18 protein-coding genes are annotated in these 14756 nt (G+C 71.5%); 10 read left to right on the top strand and 8 right to left on the bottom strand.

The window, feature by feature from the left end; genetic code table 11:
* The first annotated feature begins 53 nt into the window (after nucleotides 1-53).
* Nucleotides 54-914, top strand: coding sequence for an isocitrate lyase/PEP mutase family protein (locus tag GWK16_RS15910; RefSeq protein ID WP_170054958.1), 861 nt, complete (start codon nucleotides 54-56; stop codon nucleotides 912-914).
* Between the two features lie 3 nt (nucleotides 915-917).
* Here the strand turns inward: GWK16_RS15910 and GWK16_RS15905 are convergent, their stop codons facing one another.
* Genes GWK16_RS15905 through GWK16_RS15890 form a run of 4 tightly spaced genes read right to left on the bottom strand, consistent with a single transcriptional unit; the run spans nucleotide 918 to nucleotide 4558 of the window.
* Nucleotides 918-1721: a crotonase/enoyl-CoA hydratase family protein gene (locus GWK16_RS15905; RefSeq protein ID WP_170054957.1), complete on the bottom strand. Its 804-nt coding sequence runs from the start codon at nucleotides 1719-1721 to the stop codon at nucleotides 918-920.
* Nucleotides 1718-2728 (bottom strand): acyl-CoA dehydrogenase family protein, encoded by a 1011-nt coding sequence (locus GWK16_RS15900; protein ID WP_170054956.1) that lies wholly within the window; start codon nucleotides 2726-2728, stop codon nucleotides 1718-1720. Before GWK16_RS15900 ends, GWK16_RS15905 begins: the two co-directional genes overlap by 4 nt.
* Nucleotides 2728-3867, bottom strand: a complete 1140-nt coding sequence (locus GWK16_RS15895; RefSeq protein WP_170054955.1) for an acyl-CoA dehydrogenase family protein — start codon at nucleotides 3865-3867, stop codon at nucleotides 2728-2730. The genes GWK16_RS15900 and GWK16_RS15895 overlap by 1 nt, the downstream gene beginning before the upstream one ends.
* 52 nt (nucleotides 3868-3919) lie before the next feature.
* A complete protein-coding gene (locus GWK16_RS15890; RefSeq protein WP_170054954.1) occupies nucleotides 3920-4558 on the bottom strand; it encodes an FMN-binding negative transcriptional regulator in 639 nt (212 codons plus the stop codon).
* Nucleotides 4559-4639: 81 nt separating this feature from the next.
* Between GWK16_RS15890 and GWK16_RS15885 the strand changes: the two genes are divergently transcribed.
* Both GWK16_RS15885 and GWK16_RS15880 read left to right on the top strand, forming a co-directional pair.
* On the top strand, nucleotides 4640-4834 hold the full coding sequence (locus tag GWK16_RS15885; protein WP_168040753.1) for a DUF6494 family protein: 195 nt from the start codon (nucleotides 4640-4642) through the stop codon (nucleotides 4832-4834).
* 7 nt (nucleotides 4835-4841) lie between these two features.
* Nucleotides 4842-6296: an amidase gene (locus GWK16_RS15880; protein WP_170054953.1), complete on the top strand. Its 1455-nt coding sequence runs from the start codon at nucleotides 4842-4844 to the stop codon at nucleotides 6294-6296.
* 142 nt (nucleotides 6297-6438) lie between these two features.
* Here the strand turns inward: GWK16_RS15880 and GWK16_RS15875 are convergent, their stop codons facing one another.
* Nucleotides 6439-7407, bottom strand: coding sequence for a Bug family tripartite tricarboxylate transporter substrate binding protein (locus GWK16_RS15875; protein WP_170054952.1), 969 nt, complete (start codon nucleotides 7405-7407; stop codon nucleotides 6439-6441).
* Nucleotides 7408-7515: 108 nt separating this feature from the next.
* Between GWK16_RS15875 and tsaB the strand changes: the two genes are divergently transcribed.
* Together tsaB and GWK16_RS15865 are read left to right on the top strand one after the other, a co-directional pair.
* A complete protein-coding gene (gene tsaB, locus GWK16_RS15870; RefSeq protein ID WP_170054951.1) occupies nucleotides 7516-8172 on the top strand; it encodes a tRNA (adenosine(37)-N6)-threonylcarbamoyltransferase complex dimerization subunit type 1 TsaB in 657 nt (218 codons plus the stop codon).
* Nucleotides 8173-8174: 2 nt separating this feature from the next.
* A complete protein-coding gene (locus GWK16_RS15865) occupies nucleotides 8175-8642 on the top strand; it encodes a GNAT family N-acetyltransferase (protein ID WP_338144494.1) in 468 nt (155 codons plus the stop codon).
* Here the strand turns inward: GWK16_RS15865 and GWK16_RS15860 are convergent.
* The gene (locus GWK16_RS15860; RefSeq protein ID WP_211187489.1) at nucleotides 8611-8799 is read right to left on the bottom strand and encodes a sulfurtransferase TusA family protein; all 189 of its coding nucleotides are present in this window, start codon (nucleotides 8797-8799) and stop codon (nucleotides 8611-8613) included. The genes GWK16_RS15865 and GWK16_RS15860 overlap by 32 nt on opposite strands.
* 185 nt (nucleotides 8800-8984) lie before the next feature.
* Here GWK16_RS15860 and GWK16_RS15855 point away from each other — a divergent pair, with 185 nt between their 5' ends.
* From GWK16_RS15855 to GWK16_RS15840, 4 genes are all read left to right on the top strand, one after another.
* Nucleotides 8985-9419, top strand: coding sequence for a MucR family transcriptional regulator (locus GWK16_RS15855; protein ID WP_170054950.1), 435 nt, complete (start codon nucleotides 8985-8987; stop codon nucleotides 9417-9419).
* Between the two features lie 101 nt (nucleotides 9420-9520).
* Complete coding sequence (locus GWK16_RS15850) at nucleotides 9521-10015, top strand: Fur family transcriptional regulator (protein WP_248291417.1); 495 nt, start codon at nucleotides 9521-9523, stop codon at nucleotides 10013-10015.
* Nucleotides 9973-10818 carry a GNAT family N-acetyltransferase gene (locus GWK16_RS15845; protein ID WP_408903924.1) on the top strand — a complete coding sequence of 282 codons (846 nt, stop codon included), beginning with the start codon at nucleotides 9973-9975 and terminating at the stop codon, nucleotides 10816-10818. The genes GWK16_RS15850 and GWK16_RS15845 overlap by 43 nt, the downstream gene beginning before the upstream one ends.
* The gene (locus GWK16_RS15840; RefSeq protein ID WP_170054948.1) at nucleotides 10818-11465 is read left to right on the top strand and encodes a glutathione S-transferase family protein; all 648 of its coding nucleotides are present in this window, start codon (nucleotides 10818-10820) and stop codon (nucleotides 11463-11465) included. Before GWK16_RS15845 ends, GWK16_RS15840 begins: the two co-directional genes overlap by 1 nt.
* Before the next feature lie 113 nt (nucleotides 11466-11578).
* Here GWK16_RS15840 and GWK16_RS15835 read toward each other — a convergent pair whose 3' ends face one another.
* Nucleotides 11579-12553, bottom strand: a complete 975-nt coding sequence (locus tag GWK16_RS15835; protein ID WP_170054947.1) for a Bug family tripartite tricarboxylate transporter substrate binding protein — start codon at nucleotides 12551-12553, stop codon at nucleotides 11579-11581.
* Nucleotides 12554-12658: 105 nt separating this feature from the next.
* Between GWK16_RS15835 and GWK16_RS15830 the strand changes: the two genes are divergently transcribed.
* A complete protein-coding gene (locus GWK16_RS15830; RefSeq protein ID WP_170054946.1) occupies nucleotides 12659-13693 on the top strand; it encodes an NAD/NADP octopine/nopaline dehydrogenase family protein in 1035 nt (344 codons plus the stop codon).
* On the opposite strand, the gene GWK16_RS15825 is transcribed toward GWK16_RS15830, so the two are convergent.
* Nucleotides 13680-14645: a Bug family tripartite tricarboxylate transporter substrate binding protein gene (locus tag GWK16_RS15825; RefSeq protein WP_170054945.1), complete on the bottom strand. Its 966-nt coding sequence runs from the start codon at nucleotides 14643-14645 to the stop codon at nucleotides 13680-13682. The genes GWK16_RS15830 and GWK16_RS15825 overlap by 14 nt on opposite strands.
* Between the last annotated feature and the right edge of the window lie 111 nt (nucleotides 14646-14756).

The raw sequence follows: 14756 nt of genomic DNA, 5'->3' as shown, positions 1-14756 counted from the left end.
GCGGCGCGGATCGCGGAGGCTGGCGCCAACGACGCCAGACCGGAAACGCCCGCATGACTGCCGCAGATCGCCTTCGCCAACGCCTTGCCCAGGGCGGGATCGTCTCCGCGCCCGGCGCGCCGGATGCCTTCGCCGCGCGGCTGATCGAGCGCGCGGGCTTCGAGGCGATCTACATGACGGGCCTCGGCGCCACGGCCTCGCGGCTCGGCCGTCCGGACATCGGGCTGCTGACGCAGACGGAGATGACGACCCATGCGCGCGACATGGTGCGCGCGGTGTCGATCCCGATCATCGCCGATGCCGACACCGGCTATGGCGGCCCCGCCAACATCGCCCGCACGGTCGAGGAATACGCCCAGGCCGGGGTCGCCGCGATCCACCTCGAGGACCAGGTCGCACCCAAGCGTTGCGGGCAGCTTGCCGGCGTCCGCCTGATCCCGATCGAGGAGCATGTCCGCCGGCTGAAATGCGCCGTTGCTTCGCGCGCTGCGGGCGGGCCGCTGGTGATCGGCCGCACCGATGCGATGCCCGCCATCGGCCCCGAGGAAGCCGTGCGCCGCGCGTTGATGATCCGCGATGCGGGTGTCGACCTCGTCTTCGTCGATGGCCTCAAGAAGATCGCCGAGGTCGAGACCGTCGCCCGCCAGGTGCCAGGGCCGAAGGTGGTCTCCATCGTCGACGGCAACGAGACCACGGCGCTCGACGCGAAGACGCTGGAGCAGATGGGCTTTGCCGTCGTGCTCTATGCCGTGACCACGCTGTTCTCGGCGGCCAAGGCGATGGCCGATGCGCTCGCCGTGCTGAAGCGCGACGGGACGCCGGCGGCTTCCGCCGGCGCCATGATGACCTATGCCGAGTTCAGCGAGGTGGTCGACCTGCCCCGCTTTCAGCGGCTCGACGAGGAGTACGGCTGAGGATCAGCGCCCCTCGAAGTTCGGGGCGCGCTTTTCCAGCATCGAATCCACCGCCTCGCGATGGTCGCGCGTGCCATGCGCGAGCGCCTGGTAGGCCGCCGACATCTCGAGCAGCGTGGACAGGCGCATGTGCTGGCTCTCGCGCAGCAGGCGCTTGGTCATGCGCACGGCCTGGGGCGGGTTCACGGCGATGCGGTTCGCCATGTCGCGCGCGGCGGCCAGCAGGTCGCCGGGTGCCACGACCTTCGACACCAGCCCGCAGGCAAGCGCCTCGGCCGGATTGATGACGTCGCCGGTCAGCGACATCTCGAGCGCCTTCGACATGCCGACCACCTTCGGCAGCAGGTAGGCGCCGCCGTCGCCGGGCACGATGCCGACCTTGACGAAGGATTCCGCGAAGCGCGCCGTCTCGGAAGCGATGCGGATGTCGCACATGCAGGCGAGATCAAGCCCCGCGCCGATCGCCGGCCCGTTGATCGCCGCGATGGTCGGGATGTCCATCTCATAGAGCGCGAGGGGGATCATCTGGATGCCGAAGCGGTAGGAATCCCGCATCTCCGCGCCGGTCTCGCCGCGCGTGATGCCGGTGCGGTCGCGCATGCCCTTGAGGTCGCCGCCGGCGCAGAAGGCCGTGCCCGCGCCGGTGACGATCACCACCCGCACCGCCCCGTCCTTGTTCAACGCGCGGCAGGCATCGGCGACCTCGGCGCATTCCTCGGGCGTGGAGATGGCGTTGCGCTTCTCCGGCCGGTTCAGCGTGAGGGTGACGACGTGGCCGTCGCGCTCGATCTTGAGGAAGTCGGTCATGCAGCGGGTTCCTGATCGCGGGAAGTGAGGAAGGACCAGAGCGGGCCGGGTGCGGCCTGCACCGTCGCGCCGATGCGTGCGGTCCAGAAGCGCTCGGACCCGCCTTCCTCCCGCCACGACCAGAGGCGGCGGGTGAAGTGGTGCAGCGCGTGCTCCTCGGTGATGCCCATGGCGGCGAGGACCTGGTGCGCGATCGCCGCGCAGCGGGCCGCGGCCTCGCCGGCGGTGACCTTGGCGCAGCCGATCTCGAAGGCGGCGTCGGCGATGCCGCGGGCATCGGCCGCGCGCGCCGCGGCGGCCGCGGCGACCGAGGCCGCGGACGTCTCCGCCGCGAAGACCGCGAGCTGCTGCTGCACTGCCTGGAAGCGGCCGATCGGGCGGCCGAACTGCTTGCGGGTATTGGCGTGCTCGACGGCGAGCGCCAGCGCGGCCTGCAGCGCGCCGGCCATCTGCGCGCTGCGCAGCAGGGCGGTGACGGACCGGGCGGCGTCCGGCCCCCAGGCATTAGGCAGCGTGCCCTCCGCGAGGGGGGCGCCGGTCACCGCCGGCATGTCGCGCGGCTCGCGCCCGATGTTGGCACTTTCCGTCCAGCGCAGCGCATCCGCGGCGTAGAGCGCGACGCGCGCGCCATCCACCAGCACGACGTGGCCCGCATGGCGTCCCCATGGCACGGGGGCGCCCGCGGCGGCGAAGGTCAGCACGCCCTCCGGCGCCTCGATCCCCGCGGCGCCGAGCAGCGCGGCCGCGCCGATCCCTTCCGCCATCGGCACCGGCGCGCCGGCGCGGCCGAGCGCTTCCAGCAGCGGCACGGCATCCGCGAAGCCCAGCCCCGCGCCGCCCTGCGCTTCCGGCACCAGCGCGGTGGCGAGGCCGAGGCCCGACAAAGCCTCCCATGCCGAAGCCGGGAAATCCCCGCCTTCCACGGCGCGCAGCGTCGTGACGTCGGCGGCATCCGCCAGCGCACGCGCGACCTGTTCGGCGAGTTCCGCCGCGATCCCGTTGTCCATCAGCGCAGCCCCAGCTCGCGCGCGATGATGCCGCGCATGATCTCCCGCGTGCCGCCGCGCAGCGAGAAGGTCGGATTGATCTGCGTCAGGTAGTCGTGCATGCGGCGCATCGCCTCGGGCATCTCCTCCACGTCGCGCAGCGCGCGCATCGCGCCGGGCAGCGCCTGTTCGAAATCGTTGCCGAGGTCCTTCACCAGCGCCGCCTGCCGCACCGGGTCGTCGCCATCCTGCAGCATGCCGGCGATGGCGGTGGACATGGAGCGCAGCGTCCAGAGCCGCGCGACCTCGCGGCCCAGCGCGGGGGCGGCCGCCGCGTCGCTGCGCAGCGCCTCGATCCCGGTTTCCAGCAGCGGGTGCGATGACAAATACCGATCCGGCCCGCTGCGCTCGAAGGCGAGCTCGCTCGTCGCCTGAGCCCAGCCCGCGCCTTCCTGGCCGATCAGCGCGTCCTCGGGCAGCATCACCTCGTCGAAGGTGATCTCGTTGAAGCCTTCCTCGCCGACCAGGTCGCGGATCGGGCGGATGGTCACACCCGGCGCCTTCAGGTCCACCAGCACCTGCGACAGGCCCTGGTGCTTCGACTCGCCCTCGGGCGGCGGCGAGGTGCGCACCAGCGCGATCATCCAGTCACAGAGATGGCCAAAGGTGGTCCAGATCTTCCGGCCGTTCAGCTTCCACCCGCCATCGACCTTGTCGGCGCGCGTGCGCAGGGAGGCGAGGTCGGACCCTGAATCCGGCTCCGACAGCCCGATGCAGAAGGCGTAGTCGCCGGAGACGATCTTCGGCAGGAACTTCTGCCGCTGCGCTTCCGTGCCCAGGCGCAGGATCAGCGGCCCCGACTGACGGTCGCCGATCCAGTGCGCCCCGACCGGCGCGCCGGCGGCGAGCATCTCCTCCAGCACGATGATGCGCTCGAGGAAGCTGCGCTCCGCGCCGCCATACTGCTTCGGCCAGCACATGCCGATCCAGCCGCGGGCGCCGACCGCGCGGGTGAAGTCGCGGTCGAAGCCCATCCAGGACCGGGCGCGCACTTCGGGCGTCCAGCGATGCTCGTGCTCGGCGATGAAGGCGCGGACCTCGGCGCGCAGCGCCGCCGCGCCGGGCGGCGGGTCGCGCAGGTCGAAGCGCAGGCCGGTCATGGCGTTCTCCCGTGAATCTTGGCCGGCATTGTCGGCGCGCCGCGGCGCGCTGTCACGACCCCGCGCGCATCGCCTCGGCCACCGCGCGGTCCGCCGTATCCTCGCTGGCGGAAAGACCCGCGAGGACACCGGCCTGGTCGGCCTCGCTGCGGTTCTGGCTGAGCTTGCGCTTGCCGATCAGCGTCTCGATGCGCAACGCGAGGCCGACGATGCCCTTCAGCTGCCCTGCGACGAAGGGCTCGGGCGCATCCGTCACCGCCCAGGGATCGGCGCGCGGCGCCTCGTGCCGGTCGGTCAGGCGCGAGACGACCGCGTGCAGTCGGTCCGCATCCTCGAACACCTCGACCGGGCCAATGGCGTGCACGGCGACGTAGTTCCAGGTCGGCACCACGCGCCCATGTTCCTGCTTCGACGCATAGTGCGACGGCGAGACATAGGCCTCCGGCCCCTGGAAGATCGCCCGCGCGGCGCCGGCGGCGGCGAGGCCCTTCCACTGCGGGTTCGCCTTCGCGACATGGCCGTAGAGCGTGCCGTGCGGACCTTCCTCCGGCACCAGGAACAGCGGAAGGTGCGTCGCCTCCGGCACGCCGCCATCCGCGGCGGCGGACACGATCAGCGCCAGGCGCGCCGCGCGCATGATCTCCCGCAGAACCTCGGGCCGGTCCTCACGGAAGGCGGGCGGGTTGTACATGGCGCGATGCTCCTTTCGGGTGCAGGCTAGCCGCGTGCCGCCCCTGCCGGGAACCGGCGCGGGCCGCGGAGGAGACATGCCATGGACGAGGATCGTTTCAACATGGAACTGCGGAAGTTCCTCAAGCAGGTGGGTGTCACCTCCCAGCGCGAGATCGAGCGCGTGGCGCGCGAAGGCGCGGGCAAGGGCAAGTCGCTGCGGCTGCGCATGTCGCTGACCTCGCCCGATGCCCCGGGGCTGCAGCATGTCGTGGAAGCCGAGATCCCGCTGGACTGACCGCATCATGCCGAACGACCTGATCCGCCTCACGGCACGCGAGGCGGTCGCGCGGCTGCGTGCGAAGGACATCACGCCGCTCGAGATGATCGACGCCGCCGCCGCGCGCATCGCCGAGGTGGAGCCCGCGGTGAACGCGCTGCCGACACTCTGCCTCGACCGCGCGCGCGACCACGCGAAGGCCCTGATGCGCGGCGAGCGGCACGAGGCGGAGGGAGAGCCCGGCTGGCTCGCCGGCCTGCCCGTCGCGATCAAGGACCTGACCGAAGTCGCCGGCGTGCGCACCACCTTCGGCAGCCCGATCTTCGCCGACCATGTCCCCGACCGCAGCCACCCGATCGTCGAGCGCATCGAGCGCAAGGGGGGCGTCGTCATCGCGAAGTCGAACACGCCCGAATTCGGCGCCGGCGGATCGACCTTCAACGAGGTGTTCGGCCGCACGCGCAACCCCTGGAACACCTCGCTGACCTGCGGCGGATCGACGGGCGGCGGCGCGGTGGCGCTGGCGACGGGCGAGGTCTGGCTCGCCCATGGCTCCGATCACGGCGGATCGCTGCGGCGGCCGGCCACCTACTGCTCCGTCGTCGGTCTCCGCCCCTCGCCCGGGCGCGTGACGCGCGGCGCGCAGGAGGACCTCTGGTCGCCGCTGTCGGTCCAGGGGCCGATGGCGCGCAACATCCCCGATCTGGCGCTGTTCCTCGACACCATGGCGGGCTGGGACATCGACGACCCGATGACCTACGACGCGCCGGCGCGCTCCTATGCCGACGCCGTCGCGGCCGCCGAGCGCGAGAAGCCCCTGCGCATCGCCTTCACGACCGATTTCGGCGGCGCGCTGCCGATGGACCGCGAGATGCGCGAGATCTGCGCGCGGGAAGTGCGCCGCTTCGAGAGCCTCGGCATCGCCGTCGAGGAAATCCATCCCGACCTCGGCGCGCTGAACGAGGCCTTCCTCGTCCTGCGCAGCCAGCATTTCGTGGTGGACCGGGAGGAACTGCTCGCGACCAAGCGGGACAAGCTGAAGCCCGACATTGTCTGGCAGACCGAGCGCGGCCTTGCCGAGACGCCATCCCGCCTCGCCTGGGCCGAGCATGAGCGCGCGCGCTTCTTCCGCGCCATGCGCGACACCTTCGCGACCTGCGACGTGCTGGTCACGCCCGGCGCATCGACGCCGGCCTTCGATGTGATGCTGCGCGCGCCGGAGAAGATCGCGGGCCAGGTGCTCGACAACTACATGGGCGGGTCGCTGATCAACGCCTTCGCAACGCTGGCGAGTTGCCCCGCCGTCGCGGTGCCCTGCGGGTTCGACCGGTACGGTCGCCCGGTCGGGCTGCAGGTGGTCGCACCGCCGCGGCGGGATGCCAGGGCGCTGCAGGTCGCGGCGCTGTTCGAGCAACTGACCGGCCTCGACAGGATGCTGCCGGTCGATCCGAAGCCGGGCGTCGTGCCGCCGTACGAATGAAGGTCGGGGGAGGGTGAACCTCCCCCGAACCCCCTCCCTTTTCTGGTCACTTGGCACTGACCTCCGCGGTCAGTCCCCAAATTCCAAAGAAGGTTGAGGGGGGCACGGGGGGAGAAGTTCCCTTCTCCCCCCGTTCCTTACTTCACTGCGGCTGAATCCCCGCGGCCCGCGCGGCCGCCCCCCACTTCTCCATCTCCGCCTGGACGAAGGCCCGCATCTCGTCCGGCGAGTTCGACACGATCTCGGCCCCCAGCGTCTTGTGCCGGTCGACCACCGTCGCGTTCTGCAGCGCCGCCCGGATGTCGGTGTTGAGCTTCGCCAGCACCGGCGCCGGAAGGTTGGCCGGCGCGATGATCATCCCCCAGGTCGAGGCCTCGAAGCCCGGCAGGAAGGATTCGCCGATCGTCGGCACGTCCGGCAACTGCGCGCTGCGTCGCGCGCCCGTCGTCGCGATGGCCTTGAGCGCGCCCGACTGGATATGGGGCAGGGCGGCCGGGACCGTGTCGAACATGATGTTCACGCGGTTGGCCATGAGGTCCGGATGCGCCTGGGTCGACCCTCGATAGGGCACGTATTCCAGCGTGATCCCCGTCCGCTGCGCAAAGAGCACCGGGGCCAGGCGCACCACGCCCCCGGTGCCGGCGAAGGTCACGCCCGGGTTGCGCTTCGCGTAGTCGACCAGCTCCGCCGGCGTGTTCGGCGCGAAGGCGCGCGGCGCGCAGAGCACCAGCGGCGTCGAGGTCGTCTGCGTGACGAAGGTGAAGTCGCGCATCGTGTCGAAGGGCAGGCGATAGAAGGCCGCGTTCACCGGATGCCCGACCGACACCAGGCCGAGCGTGTAGCCATCGGCCGGGCTGCGGGCGACGGCCTCGGTGCCGATGACGCCGTCCGCGCCGGCGCGGTTCTCGACCGGCACCGGCTGGCCCCAGGCGGTGGCCAGCGGGTCGGACAGCAGCCGCGCCGTGATGTCCGACACGCCGCCCGGCGTGTAGGGCACGATGATGCGGACGGCGCGGCTGGGCCAGGGGGCCTGCGCGCGCGCCCGGCCGGCGGCAATCAGCCCGGGCAAGGCGAGCGAAGCGGCGCCGAGGCCGCGGCGGGTGATGGACATGGTGTTTCCTTCCTCCCGGGGCTTCTCGGGCCCGGCGAGGGTCATCCTGGCCGTTGCGGCGATGGCGGTCCATTCCGCGGCGTCTCAAACCGGCGTAAAGCCCGGTGGATGAAGATCCTGGCCATCGAGGGCGCGCTCGCCCGCTGCTCCGCCGCCGTGCTGGTGGATGGCGCGGTCGCCGCCAGCGCCATGGAAGACGCGGCCCGCGGCCATCCGTCGCTGCTGCCGTCGATGGCGCAGGCCGTCCTGGCCCGCGCGACGCTGCGGGCGACGGCGCTCGACGCTGTCGCCGTCGGTGTTGGACCTGGCGGTTTCACGGGTCTGCGCGCGGCGATCGCGCTGGCCGAGGGAATCGCGCGCGGCGCCGGCCTTCCGCTCATCGGGGTCACCACGGGGGAAGCGCTGGCCGCGGCGCTGCCCGACAGCGATCTGCGGGGAGGGGAGGTCTGGGCCGCCGTCGACAATCGCCGGGGGCGCGTCGTCCTCGAATGCTTTCCGCCCGGGGCGGAGGAGCCCCAGCCGCCGCTGGTCGCATCGCTGGACGACCTTCCGGCCGCCGCGACCCCGCTGTTGATCCTGGGCGATGCAGCGGCCGCGGTGGCGGAGGTCCTGTTCGCCCGCCGCGCAGCCGTCACGGCGCGTCCCGGCCTGCCGGACGCCGTGGCGGTGGCGCGGGTGGCCGCCCGCCGCCTGGCGGGCACCTTGCCGCCGCGGACTGGTGCACCGCTTTACGCGGAGCCGCCGGCGGTGAAGACGCCGGCTTGACCGTGCCGGTCATCCGCCCGGCGGGTGCGGCGATGGCCGGGTTGCTGGCCACGCTGCATGCGGAGGGCTTCCCGCCCGCGGAACGCTGGACCGCCCAGGCCATCGGCCTTCTGCTCGACCTGCCGGGGCATTTCGGCCTGATCGCCGAGACCAGGGGCGAGCCGCTCGGATTCGTGCTTGGACGGGTCGCGGCAGGTGAAGCGGAGGTGCTCACGATCGCCGTCCGCCCCGCCCTGCGCCGCAGCGGCGTCGGACGTGCGCTGCTGACGGCGTTGGTCGAAACCGCCGCAGCGGCCGGCGCCGAAACGCTCTTCCTCGAAGTTTCGGAATCGAACGGGCCGGCGCGCCAACTCTATGCGGCGCTTGGGGCGGTCGAAGCGGGCCGGCGCCGACGCTACTACGCCGATGGCACCGACGCGCTGGTATTGCGACTCGACATTAAATCTTGCGGCGTAGCAACAAACGAGTAATCCCGTTTCCGGCATCCTCCTGCGCAATAATGGCGTGTCCCTGCTCGGTCGCCGTGCGGGGGACGTTCCGCCGCGGCTCCTCGCCCTTCATGACGACTTCCAGCACGGCGCCAGGCGGCATCCGATCCAGCGCAAGGCGAACATGCACGAACGTCATGGGGCAAGTCTCGCCGGTGATATCCAGACGTGAATCCGGTTGAATTTCTTGCGAGGACACGATCCCGATAGGGGATTTCACCGAATTAATCCTTTCAGCAGGCTTTCGTCCTGCCCACCTATATTGCGGCCCGGGGAGGGTGTGGCTAGAACCGTTTCATTAAACGACAGCAGGGGGCTGAAGTCGTGGCTGACGCAAATCCGAATGCCGAGCTTCTCGGGCTTACTGCCCAGATTGTCTCGGCGCATGTTTCCCACAACCCGGTTCCGGCCACCGAATTGCCCGGGCTGATCCAGGAGGTGTTCCGCACGCTGTCCGGCGTCGGCTCCGCCCCGGCGCCCGAGCCGGAGCGGCCGCAGCCCGCGGTGCCGATCAAGAAGTCCATCACGCCGGGCTACCTGATCTGCCTCGAGGACGGGAAGAAGCTGAAGATGCTCAAGCGGCATCTGAAGACGGCCTACAACCTCACGCCCGAGCAGTATCGGGACCGCTGGGGCCTGCCCGCGGATTACCCCATGGTCGCTCCCGACTACGCCAAGCATCGCTCTTCGCTCGCGAAGAAGATCGGCCTCGGCACCACGCCGCGCGCCCGCGAGAAGGGTCGGGGGAAGGGCGGCTGAGCTCGCCCGGCAGGCGGGAGTGGCCGCGCGGCGCCGGGGGCAGTATGGTCCGCGCCCGCGCCGGTTCCGGCGCTTGAGCGACCGAGGACCCTGACGCCCGCATGGAGAGCCGCATCCGCCCGCGCGCGGCCAATACCGATCCGCCGCCGTCCCGAATCGAGCGGCTCTGCATCGAGCGTGGCCTCAAGATGACGGGCCAGCGCCGCCTGATCGCCCGCGTCCTCAGCGAGGCGGAAGACCATCCCGATGTCGAGGATGTGTACCGGCGCGCACTTGCGCTCGACAGCAAGGTCTCGATCGCGACCGTCTATCGCACCGTCCGGCTGCTGGAGGAGAACGGCATCCTCGAGCGCCGCGACTTCGGCGGCGGGCGTGCTCGCTACGATCCGGCGGATCGCGGTCATCACCACCATCTGATCGACGTCGACAGCGGCAAGGTGATCGAGTTCGCCGACGAGGAGTTCGAAGCCCTCGCCCAGGCCATGGCGCGGCGGCTCGGCTTCGACCTGGTCGGTCAGCGCCTCGAACTCTTCGGCCGCAAGGTCGAGGCCGAATCCGTCCGTCCCGCCGCCCGCAGCAAGGCCCGGTCCTCGTGAACGACAGCGATCCCGGCTTCGGGGAGTTGCGCTCCGGCAATCTTGGCGTGCGTCTCGCCGTCAGCGAGGCCGAGGTGGATGCCGTCCAGGCCCTGCGCTACCGCGTCTTCTACGAGGAGATGGGCGCGCATGCGGATGCCGGCACGGCCTCCTCCCGCCGTGACCGGGACGATTTCGATGCGGTGGCCGACCATCTGATCGTGGTCGACCATGACCGCGGCGAGGGACCCGAATCGGTCATCGGCTGCTACCGGCTGACGCGGCGTCATGCCGCGGCGCGGCTCGGCCGTTGGTACTCGGCGGCCGAATACGATATCGCGCCCATCATCGCCTTCGACGGCGAGATCCTGGAATGCGGCCGGTCCTGCGTCGATGCGGCCTACCGCACGCGCGGATCGATGCAACTGCTCTGGGGCGGGATCGCGGCGTACATCTTCAAGCACAAGGTCGGCATCCTGTTCGGCTGCGCCTCGCTGCCGGGCACCGACCTCGATGCATTGGCCGACCAGCTCACCTACCTCGCATCCAATCACATGGCGCCGGAGGCGATCCGGCCTCGCGCGCTGCCCGAACGCTATGTCGAGATGGTCCGCAAGGACCCAGCCTCCATCGACGTGAAGCGGACGCTGATCGACCTGCCGCCGCTGGTGAAGGGCTATCTGCGCCTGGGTGGCTTCGTCGGGGACGGAGCGGTGCTCGACCACCAGTTCAACACCACCGACGTCGCCGTGCTGGTGAAGACCGACCAGGTGACCGACAAGTACTACAAGCACTTCGAACGCAAGGTCGGCGGGCGGGACTGATGCTCACGCTGTGGGGTCGCCGCAGCTCCTTCAACGTGCAGAAGGTGGCCTGGCTGCTCGGGGAGCTCGGGCTGCCGCATCGTCACATCGAGGCCGGCGGCGCGCATGGCGGCCTCGGCACACCCGAATTCGGCCGGATGAACCCCCACCGCAAGGTGCCGGTCATCGAGGAGGACGGGCATGTCGTGTGGGAATCCCACGCGATCCTGCGCTACCTCGCCGCGCGTCACGGCGCGCCGCGCTTCTGGAACGACGACCCGCGCCTCCGCTCCGAGGCCGACCGCTGGATCGACTGGTCCGCGACCAGCCTGCAGCCGCATTTCCTGAACGGCGTCTTCTGGGGCTGGTACCGCACGCCCGAGGCGCAGCGCGACATGACGGCCGTGAACCGCATGATCGCGAACTGCGACGGCTACATGGCGCTGCTGAACGCGGCGCTGGCGACGCGGCCCTTCCTGGGGGGCGATGAGCTGTCGCTGGCGGATATCCCGGCGGGGACAGCGCTCTATCGGTGGTTCACCCTCGAGATCCCGCGCGCGCCGGCGCCGCATGTCGAGGCCTGGTATGCGCGCCTTCAGGAACGGCCTGCCTACCGGTCGGCGGTGATGGTCCCGTATGGGGAACTGCGCGGGCGGCTCGCTTACTGACCGAAGGACGGGGGGGAGAAGAGAACTTCTCCCCCCGTACCCCCCTCAACCTTCCTTGGCACCAGGTATCAAGGAAGGGAGGGGGATCGGGGGAGGTTCTCCTCCCCCGGCCTTCAATCCACCCTGGCTCCGCTTGCCCGCACGATTTCCGCGTGCCGCCGGATCTCCACGGCGAGGAACTCCGCCGCCCGCTGCCGTGTCCCGCCCCACAGCGCGAGCCCCGCGCCCTGCAGCCGCTGCTTCGCCTCCGGGTCGGCGAGCACCTCGTTCACCACCGCGTTCATGCGGTCGATGATCGGCCCCGGCGTCCCCTTCGGCGCGAGCACCATGAACCAGGTGCCGAAGGTCAGCCCCGCCATGCCGAGCTCCGCCGTCGTCGGCACGTCAGGCAGCTGCGGCGCGCGCTGTTCGTCCAGCAGCGCGAGCGGGATGACCTCGCCCGCGCGCACCTGCGGCAGCGCGCCCGTCACCAGGTTGAACATCGCCTGGATGCGGTTCGACAGAAGGTCGGTCACCGCCGGTGCCGGTCCCGAATACGGGACATGCTGCATCTCGGTGCCCGTCATCTGGCGATAGAGCTCGCCGGCGAGGTGCATCGAGGACCCGTTGCCCGTCGAACCGAAGTTGATCTTGCCGGGGTTGGCGCGGGCATAGGCGGTGAACTCCGCCAGGGTCCGCGGGCCGAGTTGCCGGTTCACCACCAGGATGTTCGGCACGTTGCCGACGAGCACGACGGGATCGAAGTCGCGCACCGGGTCGAAGGGCAGTTCGCGATAGAGCGCCGGATTGGTCGCCAGCGTCCCCGCCCAGCCCCAGAGGAAGGTGTAGCCATCCGCCGGGCTGCGCGCGGCCGTCGCGGCGCCGACATTGCCGTTCGCCCCCGCGCGGTTCTCCACCACCACGCGCTGCGGCAGGCGCTTGTCGAGTTCCTGCGCCAGGATGCGCGCCACCGTATCGGCCGTCCCGGCACCGCCCAGGGTCGGCACGACGAGCCGTACCGGCTTGTCCGGCCAGGCGCCCTGGGCGTGAAGCGGCAGCGGCGCGAGGGCGGCAAGCCCCGTGGCGAGCAAGGTGCGGCGATGCGTCATGGCGGCAGGATCCCGGTTCTCCGGCAGCCAGCGTAGCAGTGCGCGGGCGCTTGCACAGCGCGCATGGGCGGCCGCAGGTTCGCGGCGGAACGGAGGATGACCAGCATGCGCATCGCGATTCTCGGCGCCGGGGCGATCGGCCCGGCCTCGGCGGCCCTGGCCGTGAGCCGCGGGCACGACGCGGCGATCTGGTCGCCCTCCGGTGCGGGCACGCGCGGCCTGGGCGCTACGCTGCATGCCGAAGGCGTGCTCGAAGGGGCCTTCCCCGTGACGGTCGCCGCAACGCTCGCGGACGCCGTCGCCGGCGCCGACGCCGCCATGCTGGCGGTGCCGACCTACGCGCTGCCCGGCCTGCTGCCGCGCATCGCGGAGGCGATCCCGCGCGGCCTGCCGCTGATGATCACGCCGGCGGCCTCGCTCGCGCCGCTCGCCTTCGCGCGGCTGCGCGGGCCTGGCGCGCCGGTCGGCGCCATGGCGACGACGCCGGTCACCGGCCGGCGCACCGCGCCCGACCGCGTGCGCGTCGCGGCCATCCGCGCCGAGATCGAGATGGGCGCGGTCCCCGGCCCCGCCGCCCCCGAACTCGCCGCGATGGCGGAAGCACTGTTCGGCAATCGCTGGCCGACCGTGCCCGATGCGCTCGCCGCCGCGCTGATCAACACCAACCCGATCGCCCATGCCGCGCTCGCGCTCGGCAACGTCACGCGCATCGAGAAGCGCGAATCCTGGGGCCAGTACGGGCTGATGACCGAGGCGGTGTGCCGCCTGATGGAGGATCTCGCGGCCGAGCGCGATGCGCTCGCCGCGCGCTTCGGCCACACGCCGCCGAGCCTCGCCTGGTCGCTGCACCGGACCAACGGCGTGCCGCTCGGCCCGCTGCACGAGATGACGGCGGCGATCGAGCAGGGGCGCGGCGTGATCGCCGGCCCGACGGAGATGAGCACGCGCTACGTCACCGAGGACGTGCCCTACGGCCTCGCCTTCTATCTCGCGGTCGCCGGGGCGATTGGGCTCGACATGCCGGTCACGGCGGCGACGGTCCGCGTGGTCGAATCTCTTTGGGGGAGGGACCTGCGCGACAACCCGCTGATCGCGGGCCTCGACTTGTCCGACCTCCCCGCCGCGCTCAGTCGAGGCTGATGTTGAGCGGCGCGACGACGCGTTGCCAGCGCGCCAGGTCGTCCTGCATCAGCGCGGCGAAGGCGGCCGCCGTGCCGGGCGCGGGCGTCGCGCCGAGACCCTCGAGCCGCTCGCGCAGGGAAGCCTCGGCCATGGCGCGGGTGAAGGCATCGGTCCAGTAGGCCATCGCCGCCGGCGGCGTCCCGGCGCGCAGCGCGAGGCCCGTCCAGATGCTGGCGGTGAAGCCCGGCACGGCGGCCTCGGTCAGGGTGGGTATGTCGGGCAGGCTCGGGAAGCGCTGCGCGCCCGTCGTCGCGACGACCTTCAGCGCGCCGCCCGAGAAGCCGAGCACCGAGGGCACCGAGACGAACATCAGCGCGATCCGTCCGGCGAGCAGGTCGTTGAAGGCCGCCGCCGCGCCGCGATAGGGCACGTGCTCGACGTTCAGCCGCTCGCGCGCCTTGAGGTCCTCCATGATGAGGTGCGTGTTGGTGCCGATGCCGGTCGAGGCATAGGAGAGCGGCTCGCGCGCCGCGCGGGCATGGGCGATCAGCGCCGTCGCATCGGCCACCGGCAGGTTCGGCGCGGCGAGCAGCGCCACAGGGCTGTCCGTCACCTGCATCAGTGGCGCGAGGTCCGCCTGCGGGTCGTAGGGCATGCGCCGCCCGATCGCCTTCGGGATGGTCGTCTGCCCGGCCGTGGCGAGCAGGATCGACAGCCCGTCGGCCGGGCCGCGCGCGACCGCCTCGCCGCCCAGGATGCCGCCGGCGCCGGCGCGGTTCTCGACCACCATCTGCTGGCCGGTCACCGCCTGGACCGCCTGGGCGAACAGCCGGCCGAGCACGTCCTGCGACCCGCCGGGCGCGAAGGGCACCACGAGCCGCGCCGGACGGTCCGGCGTCCAACCGCCCTGCGCCTTGGCGATGGCGGGCAGGGCGAGGCTGCCGAGCAGCGCGCGACGGCGGATGGACATGCGGCGAACTCCGGTTGTCCCGGCATGCTGGGCCGCGGGGCTCGACGGAGCAACGGGGGGGCCTTGCACAGCCTTCATCATGTTGCAGCCAAGCCTTCATTGCTCCGCCAC

The organism is Neoroseomonas marina (assembly GCF_012927745.1).
In the GTDB taxonomy this organism is placed as follows: Bacteria; Pseudomonadota; Alphaproteobacteria; order Acetobacterales; family Acetobacteraceae; genus Neoroseomonas; species Neoroseomonas marina.
This window is presented reverse-complemented; position numbering and strand designations above follow the sequence as displayed.

What these genes read in the sequence shown, in the direction of transcription:
- GWK16_RS15910 (WP_170054958.1), top strand. Translation starts at nt 54, where the DNA reads ATGACTGCCGCAGATCGCCTTCGCCAACGCCTTGCCCAGGGCGGGATC.
- GWK16_RS15905 (WP_170054957.1), bottom strand. Translation starts at nt 1,721, where the DNA reads ATGACCGACTTCCTCAAGATCGAGCGCGACGGCCACGTCGTCACCCTC.
- GWK16_RS15900 (WP_170054956.1), bottom strand. Translation starts at nt 2,728, where the DNA reads ATGGACAACGGGATCGCGGCGGAACTCGCCGAACAGGTCGCGCGTGCG.
- GWK16_RS15895 (WP_170054955.1), bottom strand. Translation starts at nt 3,867, where the DNA reads ATGACCGGCCTGCGCTTCGACCTGCGCGACCCGCCGCCCGGCGCGGCG.
- GWK16_RS15890 (WP_170054954.1), bottom strand. Translation starts at nt 4,558, where the DNA reads ATGTACAACCCGCCCGCCTTCCGTGAGGACCGGCCCGAGGTTCTGCGG.
- GWK16_RS15885 (WP_168040753.1), top strand. Translation starts at nt 4,640, where the DNA reads ATGGACGAGGATCGTTTCAACATGGAACTGCGGAAGTTCCTCAAGCAG.
- GWK16_RS15880 (WP_170054953.1), top strand. Translation starts at nt 4,842, where the DNA reads ATGCCGAACGACCTGATCCGCCTCACGGCACGCGAGGCGGTCGCGCGG.
- GWK16_RS15875 (WP_170054952.1), bottom strand. Translation starts at nt 7,407, where the DNA reads ATGTCCATCACCCGCCGCGGCCTCGGCGCCGCTTCGCTCGCCTTGCCC.
- tsaB (WP_170054951.1), top strand. Translation starts at nt 7,516, where the DNA reads ATGAAGATCCTGGCCATCGAGGGCGCGCTCGCCCGCTGCTCCGCCGCC.
- GWK16_RS15860 (WP_211187489.1), bottom strand. Translation starts at nt 8,799, where the DNA reads ATGACGTTCGTGCATGTTCGCCTTGCGCTGGATCGGATGCCGCCTGGC.
- GWK16_RS15850 (WP_248291417.1), top strand. Translation starts at nt 9,521, where the DNA reads ATGGAGAGCCGCATCCGCCCGCGCGCGGCCAATACCGATCCGCCGCCG.
- GWK16_RS15840 (WP_170054948.1), top strand. Translation starts at nt 10,818, where the DNA reads ATGCTCACGCTGTGGGGTCGCCGCAGCTCCTTCAACGTGCAGAAGGTG.
- GWK16_RS15835 (WP_170054947.1), bottom strand. Translation starts at nt 12,553, where the DNA reads ATGACGCATCGCCGCACCTTGCTCGCCACGGGGCTTGCCGCCCTCGCG.
- GWK16_RS15830 (WP_170054946.1), top strand. Translation starts at nt 12,659, where the DNA reads ATGCGCATCGCGATTCTCGGCGCCGGGGCGATCGGCCCGGCCTCGGCG.
- GWK16_RS15825 (WP_170054945.1), bottom strand. Translation starts at nt 14,645, where the DNA reads ATGTCCATCCGCCGTCGCGCGCTGCTCGGCAGCCTCGCCCTGCCCGCC.